The 21,395-nt window shown below is 69.9% G+C and carries 24 protein-coding genes; 10 read left to right on the top strand and 14 right to left on the bottom strand.

What is annotated here, in order from left to right; translation table 11 throughout:
* Nucleotides 1-143: 143 nt before the first annotated feature.
* Nucleotides 144-512 (bottom strand): DUF1428 domain-containing protein, encoded by a 369-nt coding sequence (locus AC3WQY_RS23125; protein ID WP_492710904.1) that lies wholly within the window; start codon nt 510-512, stop codon nt 144-146.
* 222 nt (nt 513-734) lie between these two features.
* On the opposite strand from AC3WQY_RS23125, the gene AC3WQY_RS23120 reads away from it, so the two are divergent.
* Complete coding sequence (locus AC3WQY_RS23120) at nt 735-1,691, top strand: M14 family metallopeptidase (protein ID WP_492710903.1); 957 nt, start codon at nt 735-737, stop codon at nt 1,689-1,691.
* Nucleotides 1,691-2,548 carry an alpha/beta hydrolase gene (locus AC3WQY_RS23115; protein ID WP_492710902.1) on the top strand — a complete coding sequence of 286 codons (858 nt, stop codon included), beginning with the start codon at nt 1,691-1,693 and terminating at the stop codon, nt 2,546-2,548. Before AC3WQY_RS23120 ends, AC3WQY_RS23115 begins: the two co-directional genes overlap by 1 nt.
* Nucleotides 2,549-2,590: 42 nt before the next feature.
* Here AC3WQY_RS23115 and AC3WQY_RS23110 read toward each other — a convergent pair whose 3' ends face one another.
* The gene (locus AC3WQY_RS23110; RefSeq protein ID WP_492710900.1) at nt 2,591-3,418 is read right to left on the bottom strand and encodes a class I SAM-dependent methyltransferase; all 828 of its coding nucleotides are present in this window, start codon (nt 3,416-3,418) and stop codon (nt 2,591-2,593) included.
* Nucleotides 3,419-3,426: 8 nt separating this feature from the next.
* The gene (locus AC3WQY_RS23105; RefSeq protein WP_285234575.1) at nt 3,427-4,239 is read right to left on the bottom strand and encodes a class I SAM-dependent methyltransferase; all 813 of its coding nucleotides are present in this window, start codon (nt 4,237-4,239) and stop codon (nt 3,427-3,429) included.
* A 201-nt stretch (nt 4,240-4,440) separates the two neighbouring features.
* Between AC3WQY_RS23105 and AC3WQY_RS23100 the strand changes: the two genes are divergently transcribed.
* Together AC3WQY_RS23100 and AC3WQY_RS23095 are read left to right on the top strand one after the other, a co-directional pair.
* Nucleotides 4,441-4,971 (top strand): OsmC family protein, encoded by a 531-nt coding sequence (locus tag AC3WQY_RS23100; RefSeq protein WP_492710898.1) that lies wholly within the window; start codon nt 4,441-4,443, stop codon nt 4,969-4,971.
* On the top strand, nt 4,971-5,942 hold the full coding sequence (locus AC3WQY_RS23095) for an AraC family transcriptional regulator (RefSeq protein WP_492710896.1): 972 nt from the start codon (nt 4,971-4,973) through the stop codon (nt 5,940-5,942). Before AC3WQY_RS23100 ends, AC3WQY_RS23095 begins: the two co-directional genes overlap by 1 nt.
* Here the strand turns inward: AC3WQY_RS23095 and AC3WQY_RS23090 are convergent.
* From AC3WQY_RS23090 to katG, 3 genes are read right to left on the bottom strand one after another with little or no spacing between them, the layout of a single operon-like run.
* Nucleotides 5,932-6,321 (bottom strand): hypothetical protein, encoded by a 390-nt coding sequence (locus AC3WQY_RS23090; protein ID WP_492710894.1) that lies wholly within the window; start codon nt 6,319-6,321, stop codon nt 5,932-5,934. The two genes, AC3WQY_RS23095 and AC3WQY_RS23090, sit on opposite strands and share 11 nt — an antisense overlap.
* Before the next feature lie 20 nt (nt 6,322-6,341).
* On the bottom strand, nt 6,342-6,809 hold the full coding sequence (locus tag AC3WQY_RS23085) for a GNAT family N-acetyltransferase (RefSeq protein WP_285234579.1): 468 nt from the start codon (nt 6,807-6,809) through the stop codon (nt 6,342-6,344).
* A complete protein-coding gene (gene katG / locus AC3WQY_RS23080; protein WP_492710891.1) occupies nt 6,802-9,021 on the bottom strand; it encodes a catalase/peroxidase HPI in 2,220 nt (739 codons plus the stop codon). Before katG ends, AC3WQY_RS23085 begins: the two co-directional genes overlap by 8 nt.
* 152 nt (nt 9,022-9,173) lie before the next feature.
* Between katG and AC3WQY_RS23075 the strand changes: the two genes are divergently transcribed.
* Together AC3WQY_RS23075 and AC3WQY_RS23070 are read left to right on the top strand one after the other, a co-directional pair.
* A complete protein-coding gene (locus AC3WQY_RS23075) occupies nt 9,174-9,677 on the top strand; it encodes a nuclear transport factor 2 family protein (protein ID WP_492710889.1) in 504 nt (167 codons plus the stop codon).
* A gap of 16 nt (nt 9,678-9,693) precedes the next feature.
* On the top strand, nt 9,694-10,335 hold the full coding sequence (locus tag AC3WQY_RS23070) for a glutathione S-transferase N-terminal domain-containing protein (protein ID WP_492710888.1): 642 nt from the start codon (nt 9,694-9,696) through the stop codon (nt 10,333-10,335).
* Here AC3WQY_RS23070 and AC3WQY_RS23065 read toward each other — a convergent pair.
* Both AC3WQY_RS23065 and AC3WQY_RS23060 read right to left on the bottom strand, forming a co-directional pair.
* Nucleotides 10,316-12,979: a serine/threonine-protein kinase gene (locus AC3WQY_RS23065; protein WP_492710886.1), complete on the bottom strand. Its 2,664-nt coding sequence runs from the start codon at nt 12,977-12,979 to the stop codon at nt 10,316-10,318. The two genes, AC3WQY_RS23070 and AC3WQY_RS23065, sit on opposite strands and share 20 nt — an antisense overlap.
* 94 nt (nt 12,980-13,073) lie before the next feature.
* Nucleotides 13,074-14,192 carry a hypothetical protein gene (locus tag AC3WQY_RS23060; protein WP_492710884.1) on the bottom strand — a complete coding sequence of 373 codons (1,119 nt, stop codon included), beginning with the start codon at nt 14,190-14,192 and terminating at the stop codon, nt 13,074-13,076.
* A 435-nt stretch (nt 14,193-14,627) separates the two neighbouring features.
* Here AC3WQY_RS23060 and AC3WQY_RS23055 point away from each other — a divergent pair, with 435 nt between their 5' ends.
* A complete protein-coding gene (locus AC3WQY_RS23055) occupies nt 14,628-15,284 on the top strand; it encodes an ECF-type sigma factor (protein ID WP_492710883.1) in 657 nt (218 codons plus the stop codon).
* Here the strand turns inward: AC3WQY_RS23055 and ubiA are convergent.
* Entirely contained in the window at nt 15,208-16,119 is a 912-nt protein-coding gene (ubiA, locus tag AC3WQY_RS23050; RefSeq protein ID WP_492710881.1) for a 4-hydroxybenzoate octaprenyltransferase, read from the bottom strand. The genes AC3WQY_RS23055 and ubiA overlap by 77 nt on opposite strands.
* Nucleotides 16,120-16,268: 149 nt before the next feature.
* Here ubiA and AC3WQY_RS23045 point away from each other — a divergent pair, with 149 nt between their 5' ends.
* From AC3WQY_RS23045 to AC3WQY_RS23035, 3 genes are all read left to right on the top strand, one after another.
* Complete coding sequence (locus AC3WQY_RS23045) at nt 16,269-16,889, top strand: LysE family translocator (protein WP_285234587.1); 621 nt, start codon at nt 16,269-16,271, stop codon at nt 16,887-16,889.
* Between the two features lie 56 nt (nt 16,890-16,945).
* Entirely contained in the window at nt 16,946-17,671 is a 726-nt protein-coding gene (locus AC3WQY_RS23040; RefSeq protein ID WP_492710913.1) for a YebC/PmpR family DNA-binding transcriptional regulator, read from the top strand.
* A gap of 118 nt (nt 17,672-17,789) precedes the next feature.
* Nucleotides 17,790-18,587 carry a type IV pili methyl-accepting chemotaxis transducer N-terminal domain-containing protein gene (locus AC3WQY_RS23035; protein WP_492710880.1) on the top strand — a complete coding sequence of 266 codons (798 nt, stop codon included), beginning with the start codon at nt 17,790-17,792 and terminating at the stop codon, nt 18,585-18,587.
* Between the two features lie 42 nt (nt 18,588-18,629).
* On the opposite strand, the gene AC3WQY_RS23030 is transcribed toward AC3WQY_RS23035, so the two are convergent.
* The 5 genes from AC3WQY_RS23030 to AC3WQY_RS23010 all read right to left on the bottom strand — a co-directional run.
* Nucleotides 18,630-18,935 (bottom strand): NIPSNAP family protein, encoded by a 306-nt coding sequence (locus tag AC3WQY_RS23030; RefSeq protein WP_492710878.1) that lies wholly within the window; start codon nt 18,933-18,935, stop codon nt 18,630-18,632.
* 31 nt (nt 18,936-18,966) lie between these two features.
* Entirely contained in the window at nt 18,967-19,404 is a 438-nt protein-coding gene (locus AC3WQY_RS23025) for a YciI family protein (RefSeq protein WP_492710876.1), read from the bottom strand.
* 68 nt (nt 19,405-19,472) lie between these two features.
* Entirely contained in the window at nt 19,473-19,955 is a 483-nt protein-coding gene (locus tag AC3WQY_RS23020) for a hypothetical protein (protein WP_492710875.1), read from the bottom strand.
* 285 nt (nt 19,956-20,240) lie between these two features.
* Nucleotides 20,241-20,753 (bottom strand): hypothetical protein, encoded by a 513-nt coding sequence (locus AC3WQY_RS23015; RefSeq protein WP_285234593.1) that lies wholly within the window; start codon nt 20,751-20,753, stop codon nt 20,241-20,243.
* A gap of 140 nt (nt 20,754-20,893) precedes the next feature.
* On the bottom strand, nt 20,894-21,395 hold a 502-nt coding region (locus AC3WQY_RS23010; protein WP_492710873.1), incomplete at its 5' end, for a hypothetical protein.

Below are 21,395 nucleotides of genomic sequence, written 5' to 3'. Positions count from 1 at the left end.
CGCCTCGGGTGGGGATTCGGATTTCTGCAGTTGACCGCTCCGATCAATGTCGCCTCCTGGCCGCGAGTGTGAGCCATGCAGGGCCCCGAGCGCCGACCTATGCGGACTGCAACGGGGAGTTGCGCGGCGTCATCCCCCGCCGCTCAAGCCTTCACTTCGACCACCTGTTCGAAGCCGCCAAAGATCATGCGCTTGCCGTCAAAGGGCATGGGCGGGTTGCCGGGTGTGGACGGGTCCATGCGCGGGTCTTCCGTCATCTTCTTCATGGCGGCATCGCGCGTAGCCTTGTCCGGCCATTCGACCCATGCAAAAGCCACCGTCTCCTCGGCCGTGGCCTGGACTGCGCGGCGGAAGTCGGTGACTTTGCCGTCGGGGACGTCGTCGCCCCAAGCTTCGATGACGCGGATCGCGCCAAGCTCGATGAATAGCGGGTCGAAATGACGCGCGTGCTCGATGAACTGCTGCTTGTTGGCGGTGGGGACCGCGATCACGAAACCATCGATGTATGACATGTCTTCACTCCTGTTGAGTTGACGGGTCGGCGCGGCAGCAACGCCGCTGCAGAATGCCCCCGCCGGGTCAGCCGCCGCAGCGCTCCCAGCGTAGACGCCTTGGCCTCGCAAGTCACGCCCGCGGGCGCCAGGCTTCGCGCTCGATCGGGGAGCCGGCGGGCCGCGGTCGACTGAGCGGTGTATCGTCCGCCCCATCGCCAACCAAGACCGGATGAGCACGTTGTGAGCACCTCGCCATCGACCCCGCCAAGCACGCCGCCATACCCGATCGGCACCCCCGGCACGCCCTGGGGCGCGGCCGAAAAGGCCGCCTGGCTGGCGCGCCAGAAACCGCAGCGCAGCTATGCCGAGGAGGTGCTTGCGCCGCTCATGGCCAAGCTGCCCGCGCAGGCCGAGCTGTTCCAGTACGGCAGGCTCGACTATGGGCGCCTGGGCCTGGGCAGCTACCCGCTCTATGCGGTGCGCAGCCGCGCGTGGAAGGCGGATCGCCCGGTGGTGCTGGTGACCGGCGGCGTGCATGGCTACGAGACCAGCGGCGTGCATGGCGCGCTGCAATGGTTGACGCATGAGTTCGATCGCCACACCGAGGCCGCTTTCAACCTGCTGCTGCTGCCCTGCATCAGCCCCTGGGGTTACGAGACCGTCAACCGCTGGAACCCCGATGCGCTGGACCCGAATCGGCAGTTCAAGCAGGACAGCCCGGCCGCCGAGTCGGCGCTGGCGATGGCCTGCGTGGCGGCGCAGGGCGGCGGCCGCGTCGATCTGCATGTCGACCTGCACGAGACCACCGATACCGACAACAGCGAATTCGGCCCCGCCAAGGCGGCACGCGACGGCGTCGCGTTCGACTGGCACGCCATCCCCGATGGCTTCTACCTGGTGGCCGACACCGAGCGGCCGGTGCCCGAGTTCCAGCGCGCGCTGATAGCCGCGGTGCGCCGCGTGACCCATATCGCCGCGCCCGATGCGCAGGGCCGCATCATCGGCGAGCCGCTGCAGCAGGCCGGCGTGATCAATTACGCCAAGCGCGCGCTGGGCCTGTGCGGCGGCATGACCGACGCACGCTTCGTGACCACCACCGAGGTCTACCCGGACAGCCCGACGGCGAGCCCCGCCGAGTGCAATCAGGCCCAAATGGCGACCATCACGGCGGCGCTCGACTATCTGAGGCGGGCGTGATGAGCATGCACGCGCGGGCAGCGGCCTGCCTGCTGGCCGGCGCTGCGCTCGGCGCGCAGGCCAGCGAGCCCTGCGGCACGCTCCACAGCCTCGCCACCCACGCCGGCACCAGCACCCGCTATGCCCTGGCCATGCCGGCCGGAGGCAGGCCGCCGCTCACCACCCTGGTGCTGCTCGCCGGCGGCAGCGGCCATGTGGACCTGGACGAGCGCAGCGCCTGCGCGCGGGCGCTGAAGGGCAATGCGCTGGTGCGCAGCCAGCCCCTTTTCGTGGCCGCCGGCTTTGCCACCGTGGTGCTGGACGCGCCCTCGGACCAGCATGGCGAGGACGGCCTGGCCGGCTTTCGCAGCGCGCCCGCGCATGCGCAAGACCTGGCCCTCTTGATCGCCGCGCTGCGCCAGCGCATGGGCGGCGGGCCGGTCTGGCTGGTGGGCACCAGCCGCGGCACGATCTCGGCCGCGAATGCGGCGGCGCGGCTGAGCCCCGAGGCGGGCCCCGACGGGCTGGTGCTGAGCTCGGCGCTGATGGCCGGCCAGCCCGGCGCGCGCAAGCCCTGGGTGGCGCAGTCGGTGTTCGATCTGCCGCTGCAGGCGATCCGCCAGCCGCTGCTGCTGATCGCCCATGAGGGCGATAGCTGCCCGCGCTCGCCGCCGGCGCTGATGCCGCGCCTGGCCGAGCAGGCCGTGGCGGCGGCGCGCGTGCAGCAGGTGCTGCTGCGCGGCGGGCCGGGCGCGGCGGCGGGCGCGGATGCCTGCGAGGGGCGCGCGCCGCATGGCTTCGTGGGCCAGGAGGCCGAGCTGGTGCAGGCCGTGCGGCAATTCATCGTTGACGCCGGCGGCCAGCGCGCTGCGCCCTGACACGCGATGCCCTGAGGCGGCCGGGCGCTTGCCGATCCGCGCTCAGGCTTGCGGCCGCTCCGCCGCGACGATCAGGTACTCGGCCGGCACGCGGTAGCCCTGGCCATCGCGCCATGGCGCAAGCGCCGCGAGGTATTGCGCCTGCACGCGCGCGCGCACCGCCGCGTCGAAGCGAGACCAGGCCAGCGCCACGGGCCCGCCCGCAAAGGCCGCGGCGCAGGCCGCATCGGCATCGGCATAGTGCAGCGCGTCGCTGCGCCGCCGCTGTGCGCTGACCCGCAGGCCCGCCGCGGCGCAGCAGCGCGCCAGCGCCTCGCCCTGGCCCAGGCCGAAGAACAGCGGGCAGACCTCGCTGCGCACCTCGGCGTCGACGATGCCGAACAGCGGCGCCCAGCCGCAGCGCGCGCGTTCGCCCCACACCGCCAGCAGGGCCCGGCCGCCGGGGCGCAGCACGCGCCGCAGTTCGCGCAGCGCGGCCGCCGGGTCCGGAACATACATCAGGCCCAGCACGCACAGCACGAGGTCGAAGCCGGCGTCGTCGGGCAGGGCCAGTTGCTCGGCGTCCATGCGCATGAAGCTCGCCTGGGCGAGACCGAACCGCTGCGCCTGCTGCCGCGCCGCCTGCACCATCGCCTCGGCGAGGTCGACGCCCAGCACGCGCCCGCCCGGGCCGACGGCCCGCGCCGCGGCAGCCGCGACGACACCGGCGCCGCAGGCCACGTCGAGCACCGCCTCGCCGGGGGCCGGGGCGGCCAGCGCCAGCAGCTCGGCCTGCAGCCCGGCCAGCGGCCCATGCCAGTGGCGCGCGTAGGCATCGGCGGCGCGCTCCCAGCCGTAACGCTGGATGCGGCGCTGCAGGCGGGCGTCCATGTGCGGGCTCAGGCGCGCGTGACGACGATCTCGAGGTATTCGCTCGGCACCACCAGGGCGCCGGGGCCGGCGCGGTTCAGGTCGTCGAGCAGGCCGCTCAACTCGGCGGCCAGCGTCTCGGCGCGCTCGGGCGTCTGCGCGGCAAAGGCCTTGTTCACCGGGCCGTACCAGAGGCGGAAGGTCTCGACGAAATGCGCCGCCGAACGGTAGCGGAAGGTGAACTGGCGCGGCGTGGCCTGCAGCGCCGCGGCGCTGGCGCCGAACAGCGTGCGCAGATGCGCCTCGGTGCCCCACAGCGAGGGCGGCTGCACGCCCGCCGGCGGCGGCACATAGCGGCCCAGCACCTTGAACATGCGGCCGATCAGGCTGTCGGGCGTCCAGTTGGCCAGTCCGATGCGCCCGCCGGGGCGCACCACGCGCGCCAGTTCGGCGGCCGCCCTGGCATGGTCGGGCGCGAACATCACGCCGAAGGTCGAGAGGGCGGCGTCGAAGCTGGCATCGGCGAAGGGCAGCGCCTCGGCATCGGCGGTCTGGAATGCAACCTCGAGGCGTTCGGCGCGCGCCCGCTCGGCGCCGCGCTCCAGCATGCTGCCGACATAGTCGGTCGAGGTGACCCGGCAGCCGCGGCGCGCCGCCGCCAGCGTGGCGTTGCCGTTGCCGGCGGCCACGTCGAGCACGCGCTCGTCGGTCCTGAGGTCGCAGGCCTCGGCCAGGTTCTCGCCAACGATCTGCAGCGTGGTGCCGATCACGGCGTAGTCGCCCGTGCCCCAGGCGGCTTGCTGGCGGGTCTTGAGGGCGGCGAAATCGACAGGTGCGTTCATGGTGCGTATCTCCGGTGATGGGTGGCCGGCCATGCGGCAGGGAACCCCAATGTCGGCGCGGCGGCGCGGGGCGTCCTGACCGAGCGTCCGCAGCTCTCGTCCAAGCGTCCGCCATTGGCCCGCGGCGAGGTCTGCCCGCTGGTGCTCAAGCCGCCGCGCCCTCAGAATCGGCGCAGCGCATCAAGCGCAAGGAGCCAGGCCATGGGCACGGAACAGATTGCTACGTCAATGGAGCGGGTCGCCTCGGTGCTGCGCCGCAAGCCGCAGGCGGGGCTGAGCGACGATTCGGCGGCCAGCGCGCGCTGGGAGGGCGGCTTGCGCGCCAGCGTGCACAACGACGCCGGCCATGCGGTGCAGACCGATATGCCGGTCGAGATCGGCGGCGAGGCCGGCGCGGTGACGCCGGGCTGGCTGCTGCGCGCCGGCCTGGCCTCCTGCGCGGTGACCCGCATCGCCATGGCCGCCGCCGCCGCGGGCATCACGCTGCAGACGCTGGAGGCGCGCGCGAGCAGCCAGTCCGACGCGCGCGGCCTGCTGGGCATCGCCGAACCCGATGGCAGCACGGTGCCGGCCGGGCCGCTGACGATGGCGCTGCATGTGCGCATCGCCGCCAGCGGGGTGGCGGCCGAGCGCCTGCGCGCCCTGGTCGCCTCGACCACCGGCTGCTCGCCGGTGACCTGCGCGGTCGAGCAGCCGCTGCCGGTGGCGCTGCACATCGATGTGCTGAGCTGATGGACGCGCTCTCGCAGACGCTGCGCGTGGTGCGCCTGGTGGGCGCGATCTTTCTGCACGGCCGCTTCACGGCGCCCTGGTGCTACCAGTCGCCGCAGGCCGATGCCGCGGCGCCCTTTCTGGAGCCCAGCGCCGAGCGGGTGGTGATCTTCCACCTGATCACCGAAGGCGAATGCTGGGTCGAGCTCGGCGAGCAGCCGCCGCTGCGCCTGGCGGCCGGCGATGCGGTGCTGTTCACGCAGGGCGATGCGCACCGCATGGGCTCGCAACCGGGCCTGCCGCCGGCCTCGGGCGCACGCCTGCACGAGGTGCTGGCGCGCCGGCCGCGGCTGCTGGCCTATGGCGGCGGCGGTGCCACCACCAAGCTGGTCTGCGGCTATCTGGCCTGCGACGCGCGCCTGGCCCGCATGCTGCTGGCGGGGCTGCCGCCCATCGTCAAGGTTAGCGTGCGCGGCTCCAATGCCGGTGTCTGGCTCGAAGCCTCGCTGCGCTACGCGCTCGCCGAGGCGCGCTCGCCGCGGCCCGGCGGCCAGGGCGTGCTGGCCAAGCTGGCCGAGGTGCTGTTCATCGAGGTGCTGCGCATCCACATGAACGAGCAGGCCGAGGGCCGCACCGGCTGGCTGGCGGGCGTGAACGACCGTATCGTCGGCGCCGCGCTGCGCGCGCTGCACGCCGAGCCCGCGCGGCCCTGGACGCTGGAGGAGCTCGCGCGCGTGGCCGGCACCTCGCGCTCGGTGCTGGCCGAGCGCTTCCAGCAGCTCGTCGGCCAGGCGCCGATGCAATACCTGGCGCAGTGGCGCATGCTGCTGGCCTCGAACCTGCTGGCGCGCAGCAATGCCCCGCTGGCCCGCATTGCCGAGGAGGTCGGCTACCAGACCGACACCGCCTTCAGCCGCGCGTTCCGGCGCGAATACGGCATGCCGCCGGCGGCCTGGCGGCGCCGCCAGGCACCCCAAAGCCCTAGTGCATGAACTGCCGGATCGAGCCGCACACGGACAGTAACTGCGGGCCGTCCATGCGCCCGATGATCTGGTGGATCACCGAGGCCATCAGCTGCTGGGCGCCGAGCATGCCGAGGTTCGCCGACTGCTCAATCATGAAGCCGGGCTTGGCGAGCTTGAGCGGCTCCATGAAGTACTGATCCAGACCGCAGTTGGTGAGTTCCACGACGAGATTGCCAAGCGCGTCGCGATGCTTGGTGACATCCGGTGCCTGCTCGATCGTGCCGAGCAGCGCCAGCGTCTTCTTGCGCAGCGCCTCGGAGTGATAGAAGCGAAGGAAGGGTTTGGATGCCGGCGCTGGCGCGCTCTTTGCCGAGGGAGAAGACGGGCGCTTCGCGGGGGTGGCCATGCGCCGCATGATACGGGCTGCTAGAGCGCCTTCTCGTAGATGGCCAAGGCCTTGCCTTCATGCGTGATGCGTTCCAGGACTCGCCAGCCGGCGCGTTCCAGCAAGGTGGCCGCCGTGCTGGTGCCGCAGTAGATGCGCGCAAAGCCCAGCTGCCTGGCCTGCTGCTCCAGCGCAAGCAGCAGCTGCAGGCCGATGCCTTGCCCGCGCAGCGCGGCCGGCACGAGCCCGGCCGCGGCCCAGGGCGACAGATGCCGGTGGCTGGGGATGGACTCGGCCTTGAGCGCCGCGACGCCGCACACCGCCCCCGCGCGCAGCGCAAGCACGCCGACCGGGAGCGCGCCCTTGTGGGCATAGGCCTGCAGGTCCTGCCGGGCGTTGCCACGGCCGCCGCGATACCAGGCCGGCCACTCGGCCTCAAACAGCTCGGCCAGCTCGGCCAGGGCCTCGGGATGATGGGCCAGCAGATCGAGCACCAGGCCGTCAGGCATGGGCGAGCTCCGGCGCACGTTCGAAGCGGTCCAGCTCCATGACCTTGTGCCAGGCCGCCACGAAGTCGCGCACAAAGGCCGGCTGGGCGTCGCTGCTGGCATAGACCTCGGCCAGCGCGCGCAGCTGCGAGTTCGAGCCGAACACCAGGTCCACCACCGTGCCGGTCCATTTCGGCGCGCCGCTGGCCCGCTCGCGCCCCTCCAGCAGACCGTCGCTGCCGGCCAGCTTCTGCCAGCTGGTGCCCATGTCGAGCAGATTCACGAAGAAGTCGTTGCTCAAGGCGCCGGGGCGCTGCGTGAACTGGCCATGCGGGCTGCCGCCGACGTTGGCGCCGAGCACGCGCAGGCCGCCGATCAGCACCGTCATCTCGGGCGCACTGAGGCTCAGCTGCTGGGCCTTGTCCAGCAGCAGCTCGGCCGCCACGCCCTCCAGCCCCGGCTGCACATAGTTGCGGAAGCCGTCGGCGCGCGGCTCCAGCACGGCGAAGGAGGCCACGTCAGTCTGCGCCTGCGTGGCATCCATGCGGCCGGGGGTGAAGGGCACCGCCACCACCTGCCCGGCCTGCAGCGCCGCGGCCTCCACGGCCGCGCAGCCGCCCAGCACGATCAGGTCGGCCAGCGAGACCTTCTTACCGCCCTCGGCCTTGGCGTTGAAGTCCTGCTGAATCGCTTCCAGCACCGGCAGCACCTTGGCCAGCTCGGCCGGCTGGTTGGCGGCCCAGTCCTTTTGCGGCGCGAGGCGGATGCGCGCGCCATTGGCGCCGCCGCGCTTGTCGGAGCCGCGGAAGGTCGAGGCCGAGGCCCAGGCGGTGCCGACCAGCTGCGCGATGCTCAGGCCCGCGCTCAGCAGGCGGGTCTTCAGCGCGGCGATGTCCTGCGCATCGATCAGCGCATGATCCAGCGCCGGGATCGGGTCCTGCCAGATCAGTTCCTCGCGCGGCACCAGGGGGCCGAGGTAGCGTGCGCGCGGGCCCATATCGCGGTGCGTCAGCTTGAACCAGGCGCGCGCAAAGGCGTCGGCAAAGGCCTGCGGGTCGGCATGGTAGCGGCGCGAGATCTTCTCGTAGGCGGGGTCGAAGCGCAGCGAGAGATCGGCCGTGGTCATCATCGGCGGGTGCTGCTTGCTCGGGTCATGCGCGTCCGGAATCAGGTGCTCGGGCCGGACGTTCTGCGCCACCCATTGATGCGCACCGGCCGGGCTCTTGGTGAGCGCCCATTCGTAGCCGAACAGCATGTCGAAATAGCCCATGTCCCAGCGCGTCGGGTTGGGCTTCCAGGCGCCCTCGATGCCGCTGGTGGTGGTGTGCACCCCCTTGCCGGAGCCGAAGCCGTTCTTCCAGCCCAGGCCCTGTTGCTCGATCGGTGCGCCCTCGGGTTCGGGGCCCACCAGCTTGGGATCGCCCGCGCCATGGGCCTTGCCGAAGGTATGGCCGCCGGCCACCAGGGCCACGGTCTCCTCATCGTCCATGGCCATGCGGGCAAAGGTCTCGCGCACATCGCGGCCCGAGGCCACCGGGTCGGGGTTGCCGTTGGGGCCCTCCGGGTTCACATAGATCAGGCCCATCTGCACGGCGGCCAGCGGGTTCTCGAGCTGGCGCTCGCCGCTGTAGCGCTGCTCGCCCAGCCAGCTGTTCTCGGAGCCCCAGTAGATGTCTTCCTCGGGCGCCCAGATGTCGGCGCGGCCGCCGCCGAAGCCGAAGGTCTTGAAGCCCATCGATTCCAGCGCGACATTGCCGGCCAGGATCATCAGGTCGGCCCAGGAGAGCTTGCGGCCGTACTTCTGCTTGATCGGCCAGAGCAGGCGCCGCGCCTTGTCGAGATTGCCGTTGTCGGGCCAGCTGTTGAGCGGCGCGAAGCGCTGGTTGCCGGTGCCGGCGCCGCCGCGCCCGTCACTGACGCGGTAGGTGCCCGCCGCATGCCAGGCCATGCGTATCATCAGGCCGCCGTAATGGCCCCAGTCGGCCGGCCACCAGTCCTGCGAAGCCGTCATCAGGGCATGCAGGTCCTTGACCACGGCGTCGAGGTCCAGGCTCTGGAATTCCTTGGCGTAGTCGAAGTCCTCGCCCATCGGGTTGGAGCGCGGCGAGTGCTGGTGCAGGATGCTCAGCTTGAGCTGCTGCGGCCACCAGTCGGCGTTGGACGGGGCGCCGGCGACGCTGTTGTGGCGGCGGGCTTCACCCGCGAACGGGCACTTCGATTCTGCTGATGACATGGCTGACTCCTGCTTGCGATTGGCGGTGGAGGCCAGTCTAGGAGTGCGTTAGCGCAGCGGCAACGCAATTGCGCCTATGGCGGCCATAGCCGGGCCCGGCCTGCGCACCATGACGAGTCGCCTTGCCCGCGGGCTTGCGGCAAGATGGCCGCATGAACATCGTCATCGCCACCCGGATCGCACCGCTCTGCCTCGCCCTGGCGCTGGCAGTTCCCAGCCTGCCGGCCCGGGCCCAGCTGCCCGTGCAGGCCAACCCCGATCACGCCGCCCTGCTGGCCAGCGCCGATGCCCGGCTCGCCGCCAACAAGCAGCTGGTCTACGACTTCTGGCGCGAGGTGCTGGAGGCCGGCCATCTGGAGCTGGCCGCCAACTACCTGGCCGAGGGCTATGCGCAGCACAACCCCAATGTGCCGACGGGGCGCGAGGGCTTCGTCAGGTTCTTCGGCCAGTTTGCCAAGCCGACGGAGATCCGGCCGCGCGTGGCCGCGCCCCTGGTGGCCATGGTGGCCGAGGGCGAGCTGGTGATGCTGAGCTTTGTGAGCGAGCGCCCCGACCCCAAGGACAAGACGCTCAAATACACCACCACCTGGTTCGACCTGTTCCGTGTGCGGGACGGGCGCATCACCGAGCATTGGGACTCCGCGCCCAAGCAATAGCAGGGAGCAAGCGGCCATGAGCGAGATCTACACCTTGTTCGGTACCCAGGGCTCGGGTTCGGCGGCGGTGGAGGCGGCGCTGCTGCTGGCGGGTTGCGAGCACCGCCTGGTGCAGGCCAGCAGCTGGGGCGAGGCCGATGCGGCCCAGGACGAGCTGCGCCGCCACAACCCGCTGCTGCAGATCCCCACGCTGCTGCTGCCCGATGGCAGCGTGCTGACCGAGAGCGCGGCGATCCTGATGCATCTGGGCTTGCTGCATCCGGGCTCCGGCCTGCTGCCGGCCGAGACCATGGCGCGCGCCCAGGTGCTGCGCGGCCTGGTCTTCATCGCGGCCAACTGCTACAGCGCCATCAGCATCAGCGACTATCCCGAGCGCTGGACGCGCAGCCGCGATGCGGCGGCGATCGAGGCGCTGCGCCAGGGCACGCGCGATCAGCTGCACCGGCATTGGGAGATCTTTGCCGACCAGTTTCCACCCCGGCCCATGTTCCTGAGCGGGGCGGCGCCCGGCGCGCTGGACCTGCTGGCCGCGGTGGTGTCGAAATGGTCGGGCACACGCCCGCATCTGCAGGCGCAGCGGCCGGCCTTCTACGCCACCCTGCTGGCGATCGAGCAGCACCCCAGCGTGGCCGCGGTGTTCAAGCGTCACTGGCCCTGAGCACGCGCGCCAGCGCCTGGGTGCGCGCCAGCCAGGGCGCCAGCAGGGGCGGCACGGCGGGCGCGCCGCTCTCGCCAAGGTCCGGGCCCACGCCCCAGGCCTGCAGCGCCGCCTGCACCAGGGCCAGGGCCTGGGCGCGCTGCGATGCGCTGGCCTGGGCCTGCTCGGTCAGCGCCATGGCCTGCAGCCAGCGGCGCGAGGCGTTGTCGTCGCCGGCGGCGGGGGCCTGCATCAGCGCGGCGGCCTCCTGTGCCAGGCCGGCGGCGCGCGCCGCATCGGCCGGCAACCAGGCGCGCGCGGCCCACAGCAGGGCCTCGGCGCGCGGCCGGCGCCGCGCAAAGTCGGCGCTGGCGGCCTCGGCGGCCGGGCCCGCGGGCGGCGGCAGGCGCGGCAGCAGCGCCGCCGCGGTGGCGCGCGCCTGCGCCACATCGCCCGCCATCACCTGCAGGGCCAGCGCGCCGGTGTCCAGCGCATCGAGGCGGCGTTGCCCGCCCTCGTTGCCATGGTCCATCGCCACGGCCGCGCGCATCTGCTGCTGCGCCGCGGCCAGCAGGGTCGCGGCCTCGGCATGCCGGCCCTGCAGGGCCAGTGTGCGCGCCAGCTGGCCGCGCGCCACCGCGCGCTGGTAGCGGAAGTCCATGTCGTCGGGCATCTTGGCGGCCATCTGGTCGCGCAGCTCGATCTGGCGCTTGAACAGCGCCTCGGCCGCGGCCCAGTCGGCCTGCATCAGCTTGCACTGCGCCAGCTCGCCGAGGGTGAAGGCGATGGTGTCGGGCAGGTAGACGTTGGCGGGGTCGGCCGCCAGCGTGGCGTCGGCGGCGCTGCGCGCGCGCTCGGCGCTGCTGCAGGCCTCGCGCCAGCGGCCCAGGCTGGCGTGGCCCAGCTGGTTGCCGAGGATGCGCGCATGGATGCCGTGCAGGCTGATCGCGCTGGCCAGCGCCCAGGTGTCCTTGGCGTCGCGCTGCAGGGCGCGCTCCAGCAGCGGCAGGCCCTCGCGCAGGGCCGCGTCGGCCTGCCCCATGCGGCCGCGATGCTGCCAGACCTCGCCCTTGCTGGCATGCATGCTGATGACGCTGCTGAGCTCGGTGATGCTGGTGTCGGGCCGCGCCGCATAGCGCCGCGACAGCGCGATGGCCTTGTCGAGATTGGCCTCGGCGAGCGCATGCTGGCCGGTGTTGATGGACTGGTCGACCCCCTGCAGGCGGCTGATGCGGTAATAGGTGTCGGCGAGCTCGCGCGTCAGCGCCAGGTCGTCCTGCGCGGACCGGCTCAGCTGGTCCAGAAAGGCGGCGGCATCGGTGAGCAGGGCCTCGCGCACCTTGGTGGCGCCGGGCAGGGCCTCGATCTGGTCGTGGTACTTGAACACCAGCTGGTTGGCGAGCTGGCGCACCTGTGTGAAGCGCTCCTGCGCCGCGCGCGCCTGCTGCCAGGCCAGGCCGGCAAAGCCCAGCACCGCCGCCAGCGCCGCACCGCCCAGCGCCGTGCCGATGCGATGGCGCTGCACGAACTTCAGCGCCAGGTAGGCGGGCGAGGGCGGGTGGGCGCTGACCGGGCGCCCGGCCAGAAAGCCGCGCACATCCTCGGCCAGGGCCTCGACGCTGGAGTAGCGCTGCGCGGCGTCCTTCTGCAGGGTCTTGAGCAGGATGTTGTCGAGGTCGCCGCGCAGGCGCCGGCGGCGCGCCAGCCAGTCGGGGTCGGGCACCAGGGCCGGCGAGAGCGCGCTGGGCCGGGTGGGCGCTTCCTGCAGCACGCTGTGGGCGGCCTCGCGCGGTGTGCTGGCCTCGCGGCCATAGGGGCGCACGCCGGTCAGCATCACATAGAGCAGCACGCCCAGCGAGTAGAGGTCGGTGGCGGTGCTGACGGGCTCGCCGCGCACCTGCTCGGGGCTGGCGTAATGCGGGGTGTAGGGGCGCTCACCGGCGAGCGTCTGGCCATCGCCATCGCCTTCCAGCGGGTCGAGCGCCTTGGCGATGCCGAAGTCCAGCAGCTTCACCTGGCCCTCGGCATTCACCAGCACATTGCCGGGCTTGAGGTCGCGGTGCACCAGCAGATGGCGGTGCGCATAGGCCACCGCATCGGCCAGCTGCAGGAACAGCGCCAGCCGCGCCTCCAGCGCCAGGCCGGCGCAGGCGCGGTCGATGGGCTGGCCATGCACCAGCTCCATCACGAAATAGGGCAGGCCCTCGGGGCTGAGGCCGGCGTCCAGCAGGCGCGCGATATGCGGATGGTCGAGCCGCGCCAGCGCCTGCTGCTCCTGCGCAAAGCGGCGCAGCACGGCGGCCGAGTCCATGCCGCGCTTGAGCAGCTTGACGGCCGCCTCGCCCTGGTAGGCGCCATCGGCCCGGCCGGCCCGCCAGACCTCGCCCATGCCGCCGCTGCCGAGCTGCTCGCGCAGCGCCCAGGCGCCCAGGCGCAGGCCGGGCTGGGCCGCGGAGGCGAAGGAAGATGCGGGCTGCGGGACGGGCGTGGCCAGGAAGCCGGTGTCGGGCGCCATCGCGGTGCTGTGGGCCAGCAGCGAGAGCACCTCGGCCAGCACCTCGGGCTCGGCCTGCTGGGCGTGCAGCCAGGCTTCGCGCTGCGCGCCGGGTTGGGCCATGGCGGCCTCGAACAGGGCCTTGATGCGGGGCCAGAGTTGGGCATTCATGGGCGCTATCTTGTGCAGCGTGGCGGGGCCTGGCTATGCGCATTTGCCCCCGCGCCGGCCGGCACGGGGGCATGACCTGACCCCTGTTTCTGGCTCAACGCGGCGCCTTCGTGACCGCGATCAATTCCTGCGTGCTGATGACCGTGCCGACCGGCGCCGCCAGCGTCATCGTGGTCACGCTCTTGGGCAGCATGAAGGGCACGGCATTGCTGGTCCACAGCGTGGTGTTGGTGGGCACTGCGAAGCTGGATTGCAGGATGGGCAGCATGGTGGCCAGCAGCGGGCTGCTGGCGGCCGGGCCCTGCACCTGGAAGTCCTTGAGCGCGAACTCGACGCGGAACTTGCAGGCGTTGGCAAAGCTGCCGGCCGCGGTGCTGACGCTCTCATTGGCGTCGCGGTTCACCACGAACTCGTACTTCATCACGATGGCGCTGGCGCCGCCCAGCGGTGCGAAGGCATCGGTGACGCTCTTGCCGGTGATGGTGGCGGTGACATTGATCTTGCCGCTGCTGCCGCCCGGGATGCCCGCATTGGTGAGGCGCTGCTGCCAGTCCGGCGGATCGTAGCTGGTGACGGTGTCGTTGGCGCCCGCCGCGGCGGCGTCCTGGCCCAGCGCCACGCCGGTGACGGGGTCCAGATAGAAGTTGCCGACGCCCGCCTGCGCGGCCGTCACACCCACCACGCTGACCGTGCCGACGGTGGCCGCCTGGCCCTTGTAGCTGCCGGCGCTGAAGTCGTACTTGACCGTGTATGGCGTGGAGCCGGCCTGGTTGGCGCTCTGGCGGTAGGTCACCGAATCGCCGGCCTTGGCCACCAGCGGGGCGCATTCATTGCTGCCGGCGCCCGGGCTTGCGGCGCCGCCGGCCTTGGCCGTGCTGCCTTGCATATAGCGATTGCCGCTGCTGCCCAGATCGCTGCCCGAGGTGTAGAGCCCGCTGAAGGCGGGCGAGAAGAAGTCGATGTGGCGGTTGGCGTCGATCACCGCCACCACGCCGATGGCCTTGCCGCTGGCATCGGTGTTCTCGCACACCGCGCTGACGGTCGCGGATGCCGCCGTCGAGCCGCTGAGGCCGGCGGCGGGGGTGAACTGCAAGGCGCTGCCGCTCAGCACCAGCGTGCCGCCGCCCAGTTCGCTGAAGCTATTGCCGTCGTACACCTTCACCGCGTAGCTGCCGTCAAAGGCGGCCAGGGCGCTGGCGCTGAGGGTCTTCATGGTGCCGCAGCTGGCCGGGGCGGGCGCGGGCGCAGGCGCCGGGGCAGGCGCAGGCGTGGGAGCGGGTGCGGGTGCAGGTGCAGGTGCGGGTGCGGGTGCAGGTGCAGGTGCGGGCGCGGGTGCGGGTGCGGGTGCGGGAGCCGGAGCCGGAGCCGGAGCCGGAGCCGGAGCCGGAGCCGGAGCCGGAGCCGGCGTGGCGGGCGCTTCGGGGTCGCCGCCGCCGCAGGCGCTCAGGGCCGCGGCCCCGAGTAGCATGGCGATGCGTGCGGCGAGTTGACGATGATGATGATGTTGCTTTGCGTAAGGGCGTTGCGTCTTGGACATGGCGGGCTCCTGAAGCGAGGGAACAAAAAAGAAAATCGGACCTGTACGCTTACGCCGCGCCGCACACGCAAAAAGCTCATCACCCCCGAAAAAAATCTGAGCAAGCCAAAAGTGAACCAGGGCAGCCCCACACCGGACCTGAACGAGTTGACGCTCTGGCTCAGCCAGCAGCAGGCGCTGACGCCGGAGCCGCGCCCCGAGCTGGGCAACCAGCTGTTCGCGGCCCTTTACGGCGAGCTGCGCCGCCTGGCGCGCGGCCATCTGCGGCGCGAGGACGCCGGCCATACGCTCTCGGCCACCGCGCTCTCGCACGAGGCCTGGTTCCGCATGGCCGAGCAGGTGCGCACCCAGTGGCGCAACCGCAGCCATTTCCTGGCCGTGGCCTCGATGATGATGCGGCGCATCCTCGTCAACCACGAGCTGGCGCGGCGCGCCGAGAAGCGCGATGCCGAGCTGGTGGCGCTCACGCTCTCCGGCATGGAGCAGCTGGCGCTGCCGGCCGACCGCGACGTGGTGGCGGTGCACGAGGCCCTGCTGGCGCTGGAGGCCTTCGACCCGCGCGCCGCCAAGGTGGTGGAGTTGCGCTTCTTCGGCGGGCTGGAGAACGAGGAGATCGCCGAGGTGCTGGCGCTCTCGCTGGCCACCGTCAAGCGCGACTGGTCACTGGCGCGCGCCTGGCTGCATCGCGAGCTCAGCGCAACGCCAGGTCCGCCACCGTGCCCGCAAACACCGCCAGCCCCAGCCAGTGGTTCTCGCGGAAGGCCTTGAAGCAGCCCTCGCGGCTGCGGCCCTTGATGAGCTGGTAATGCCACAGCACCTGGGCCGCCGCGATCGCGATGCCCAGCAGGAACACCCGGCCCAGGCCCAGGCGCAGGCCGAGGAAAGCCCAGCTCAGCAGGTAGATGGCGTAGAAGCCCATCACCGCGGCCACATCCCAGCGGCCCAGCGTCAGGGCCGAGGTCTTGATGCCGATCTTGATGTCGTCGTCGCGATCCACCATCGCGTACTCGGTGTCGTAGGCCAGCACCCAGAACAGATTGCCCAGCAGCAGGGCCCAGGCGCTCTTGGGCACGGCCGCGCCGATCGCCGCCAGGCTCCACTCGGTGCCGCCCAGCGAGGCGGCGAAGGCCATCGGGATGCCGAAGCTGAAGGCCACGCCCAGCACGGCCTGCGGCATGCTCAGCACGCGCTTGGCATAGGGGTAGAGGCAGGCCACCGCCAGCGCCGCGAAGGAGAGCAGGATGGTGGGCGCATTGGTCGTCAGCACCAGGCCGAAGGCCGCCAGCGCAAGACCTGCCCCCAGCAGCAGCGCCTCCTTCACCGACACCGCCCCGCTGGTGACGGGGCGCTGCGCGGTGCGCTTGACATGCTTGTCGAACTCGCGGTCGGCCACATCGTTGATGCAGCAGCCGGCCGAGCGCATCAGCAGGGTGCCCAGCGAGAACACCAGCAGCAGATGCCAGCCGGGCCAGCCGTCCGCGGCGATCCACAGCGCCGCCAGCGTGGGCCACAGCAGCAGCCAGGTGCCGGCCGGGCGATCCCAGCGGATCAGGTTGAGGTAGAGCTGTAGGCGAGTGGGTGCAACAGGCGCGGCGGAACTCATGCCGCCATTGTCACCGCGGCGCGGGGCAGGCCGGCTGTGTTGCCGGCGCCACCGTCACAGCACAGGGCGCTGTGCGTCCAACTGTATTGGTGCTGTACTGTTTGAGGCATCAGACTGTAGGCATTCCCGCCAGCCTGCTTTTTGTCACCATGATGGATCTGCCCACCCTGCTCGCCGTGGCCGCGTTTGCCACCGTCACCTCCATCACGCCCGGCCCCAACAACATGATGCTGCTGGCCTCCGGCGTGAACCATGGCTTCAAGGCCAGCACGCCGCATATGCTGGGCATCAGCATCGGCTTCATGGTGCTGCTGGCCGCCACCGGCCTGGGCCTGGGCGCGCTGCTGCTGCAATGGCCCCGGGTGGGCCTGGCGATGAAGGCCGTGGGCATCGCCTATCTGGTCTGGCTGGCCTGGCGCCTCTGGCGTGCCGAGGCGCCGCGTGCCGGCGTGGACGCTGAAGCATCGGCCGTGGCCGCCGGGCCGCGCATGGGCTTCTGGGCTGCGGCCGGCTTCCAGTGGGTCAACCCCAAGGCCTGGATGATGGCCATCGGGGCGGTGGCGGGTTTTCTGGCGCCCGGCGAGGGGGCGCTGGCGGCCTGCCTGCTGGCGCTGGTGTGCGCGCTGGTGAACTTCCCATGCATCGCGGTCTGGACCTATGCCGGCGCCCGGCTGAGCCGCCAACTGGCCGAGCCGGCCAAACGCCGCGCCTTCAACACCACCATGGCCGTGCTGCTGTTGGCGAGCATTTGGCCCATGCTCAAGGCTTGAGGCCGCCCCAGGGTGTATAACCCTGCGCCATCAAGAAACCGGAGTTGAGCAAAAACATGGGCGCACAGTGGAAGGCCAAACACAAGGACATCGCGGCCAATGCCAAGGGCCGCATGTTCACCAAGCTGTCCAAGGAAATCATGCTGGCGGCGCGCAATGGCGCCGACCCCGACATGAATGCGCGGCTGCGCATGGTGGTGGAACAGGCCAAGAAGGCCTCGATGCCGCGCGAGACGCTGGAGCGCGCCATCAAGAAGGGCGCCGGCCTGCTGGGCGACGCGGTGAACTTCGAGCGCGTCACCTACGAGGGCTTTGCGCCGCACCGCGTGGCGGTGATCGTCGAATGCCTGACCGACAACGTGAACCGCACCGCGCCCGAGATGCGCGTGCTGTTCCGCAAGGGCCAGCTGGGCGTGAGCGGCTCGGTGAGCTGGGATTTCGACCACGTGGGCATCATCGAGGCCAGCCCCACCCGGCCCGATGCCGACGCCGAGCTGGCCGCCATCGAGGCGGGCGCGCAGGACTTCGAGCTGCTGGAAGCGGATGAAGAAGAGAGCGGCGAGGGCGGTGGTGCGCAGTTCTATACCGATGCGGCCGACCTCGACCTGGTCTGCCGCGCGCTGCCGGCGCAGGGCTTCAACGTCAACTCGGCCAAGCTGGGCTACCGGCCCAAGAACCCGGTGACGCTGGGCGCGGCCGAGCTGGAAGAAGTGGAAGCCTTTCTCGCCGCCATCGACGCCAACGACGATGTGCAGGAGGTCTACGTGGCCCTGGCGGGCTGAGGCGCGGATTGCGCGAACCCAAACCACATCAAGGTCAGCGCCGCTCGGATCACCGATATTGCGAAATTGGCTTGCTTGCGATTTGCAAGGCCTGTTGCGCAAACACCGGGGAGATCCCATGCCCATTGCCCGCCGTTCCCTCCTAACTGTCGTCCTGCTGCCCGCGCTGGTGGGCACAAAGCCGGCCCTGGCCCAGGTCAAGGATCTGAACGACGCCATCAACAAGGCCGGCCGCCAGCGCATGCTGAGCCAGCGCTGTGCCAGCGCCTGGCTGGCCCTGGGCCAGGGGGTTCGGACCGAGCAGGCCGAAAAGGTGCTGGCCGAATCGATGGCGCAGTTCGACCGCGCGTTGGTCGAGCTGCGCGCCTTCGCCAGCGCCAGCGGCCCGCGCGCCGTCTATGCCGAGCTGGACGCGGGCTGGAGCGTCTACAAGCTCACCCTGGTCGGTCAGGCCCCCCGCAAGGCTGCCGCGGACGCGCTGCTGGCCGCCGGCGACAAGGTGCTGGCCCTGGCCCATCAGGGCACCGAACAGCTGGAGCAGCTCTCGGGCAAGCAGACGGTTGGCCGCCTGGTCAACCTGGCGGGGCGCCAGCGCATGCTCAGCCAGCGCATGGCGGCCAGCTATCTCGCCGCCAGCTGGGGCGTTGCCCATGCCGATGCGCAGGTCAGGGTGCTGGCCCAGGCCCAGCAGGAATTCCAGGCCGCGCATGCCCAGCTCAAGGCGGCCAGCGACAACAACGACGCCATCCGGCAGGGCCTGGAACTGGTGGAGCAGCAGTACGCCTTCTTCAGCGCCGCACTACGCGGCCTGCGCCCGGCCCAGGCCGACGCGCGCGCGCAGGGCGAGGTGTTCACGGCCAGCGAGCGCATCCTGCAGGTGATGGACGGCGTGACGGGGCAATACGCCCGGCTCTGAGCGGGCGCTGCCGGCGCTACCGGCGAAGGGCCGCCGTTTCAGTTACTCGAACACCGGCCGGAAGAAGCTGCGCTCGTAGCTGAGGAAGCAACGCGTTTGCTCCGCATATCTGAAGGCGGCCTGGCATTCGGGGTCGCCGAAGGACTTTTTGCGGTAGTCCTCGTAGGCGGCGAGCGAGGGGAACGAGAACGAGGCCAGCGCGATATTGCTGGCGCCCTCCGAGGGCAGCAGATAGCCGTGGTGGATGCCGCCAAACTTGCGCACGAGCGGAATCCAGAGCTTGCCGTAATGCTCGAACTCCTCGATCTTGCTCGGATCGAGGACATAGCGGAGATGGCAGGTGATCATGGGCGGAAGCCTTTCTTTCTGTCTTCTTTCGTTATGGCCTTGCACGCCAGACCGCGGCGCTCCACGTCGGCGCCGCCGCGTCGATGAGCTTGAGGATCTCGGGCGGCAGGTCGGCCGCGCCGGTGAGCTGGCGAACCTCCAGGATATCGTCCGAGCCGAAACCGGACGGCGCGCGCAGCGCCCATTGGATCGCCTCGTCCAGCGAGCCCACCTCGATGAGGTAGAAGCCGCCGACCAGTTCCTTCGACTCCGCGAAGGGCCCGTCCACCACATAGCGCCTGCCATCGGCTACCGCGACGCGGGCGCCCGGCGCCGCAGGGTTGAGGCCCTCGGAGGCGACCAGAACGCCGGCACGGTGCATCTCCTCGTTGAAGCGCATATAGGCCTTGAAGAGTTCCGCGTCGAAGCCCGCGGGCTGCTCGGCCGCCTTCGTGTCCGTACTTGCCTGTGCCGTGATGATGAATCGCATGGCCTTTTCTCCTGATGTGGGTGGATCCCGATAAGGCGACGACGAAGCAGTGCCAGACAAATCGACAGCTAGCGCAAACGGCTGAAGTAGTTGGTGCGCATGAAGGGGCGGCCGTCGTCGCCGAAGTTGGCCGCGGTCTCGATCATGGACTTTCGATCGGCGGCCACCGTGTAGACGCGCGTCGACCCCGGCACCCCGCTTCTGGCCAGCTGCATGATCAGCACGCCAGGCGCTGGCATCGCTGCGGCAGCCGTGTCGGCTTCGAGGTTGCCCTTGACGGCCACTGGGCTGCCATTGAGTTCGGCCACGCTCTCGCCGTAGCTGATGGCGCCGGCAGCATCCACCACCTCGACCCTGGTCGCCAGGCGGCCGCCTGCCGCTTCCGCAAATGTGAGCGTGACACTTCGCGGGCGCACTTCGGCGGGGATGGGCAGGCGCGAGACGTCGACCGCCCACTGGCCAGCCAGCGTCGCTATGGCCGATGGCTCGGCATGCACGGTATGTGCCTGGGCAAGCACGAGGGCGATCAAGATGGCGGGCAGTAGTTTCATGTGACGTTGACCGGCTGTGAGGAAGGGAGTACGAGCTTGGATGCGAGGCGGATCGAGCGGCGGTTCGGGCTCACGTTCGCCGCGGGTGGCGACGCATGCAAAAAGGCCGTTTCTAGAGTGGCAGTTTGTTCTCTGGTCAGTCCTTCAAACGTCGGCGTGTGCAACAGCGATCAACCAGGGTCAGGTCTTGATGAGAATAAATTCAATGCGACGGTCTTGACGCAGCGGGAAGTCCCTGTAATTGGTCGGGCCGCACTTTATGGGCCGCAAACTGATTGCTCACGTTCACTTCCGAATCGGTTTGACATCACCATGGATCCGGCCGGCCAATTGCGCGGACATGCCCATCATGAAGCTGAAGAATTCGTTCACTACGAAAGAGTCCGCGATGTCTATTGCGTCAGTATGTGAATCCCAGGACACACCTGCAAATGGGTGAAAGGCCTCAAATGCCTTTCGCCTCCTTCTGAATTCGGCGCGCTGGCCAAGTTTGGCGTGAGCGACCGAGTCTCGTATGTGCTCGTACGCCTCGAACTCTTGCAACTCAAGTTCAGTCATCCATTCTTTAAAGTCCGGCGGAAGGTGTGCTTCCCAGATGGCGAACAGATACAGAAGTAAAGATCCCTTGAGCAACGCTCTCGTCCGTTGCGATGCTTGAGGTAATGACGATGGATCCGCCAACGCCTCAATTCTCTGAACGATTAACGACTCGCTAGATTCAAGCCAACCAAGCTCTTCCGCGGTCGCTCGCAGGAGCTCCGGAGTGAGGTCAAGAGTTTTTTGGACTGATGGCACCATCTCGTCAGCGGCCTAGCGTTGAAGCTAATCGTCCCGCAACGGCATGATGCCGGAGGGCCAGAATGGAATTCGACCCGAAAGCAGCATGCCGTTGCGGGTCCGGTTTAGCGGGAGGTTAGGCCTCAATTGCACAACTTCTCTCACTTGTCTGGAATCGACGTGGCTAGATACTCCTCTACCTTGCCGCAAACGCGCGTCGTCCAGGCCTCTACTTCCTTGCCATCCGCAACTGTCGCCCTAACCTCAAGAAGTTCGGCCATGGGACACGGAGACTTGCTCACTACCTTTGGGAGGGTTAGCAGCATATGCACCCGTTGAATATTGGCGGGCAGTTTCGACTGTGCTAACACTGAAATGCTTTGCTCGGTCCAGTTCGCCTTGATATAGGCAAATGGGTCCTCCTGCGAAGCGACATTTGCCGTGGCGGACCTCTCCTGTTTGGCAGGACCGTTGCTGGCACTCTCGGTCTTCGGGGTAGTCTGGCATGCGCTGAGACTGAGGCACAGAAGGCTGAGTGCAAATGAGAGCTTGATGGGCATGTTTTGCTGCGGTGGTAGTGTGAATATGACCTGCCCGGATTCTTCGAGACACTGATTCCAAGAGAAGATGGCTCCATCCCCCGAGGAGCCCATGAGAAAGAGT

The organism is Roseateles sp. FW301-B2 (genome assembly GCF_058788955.1).
The sequence above is the reverse complement of the archived record's forward strand: the minus strand, read 5'-3'. Positions and strand labels throughout refer to the sequence as shown.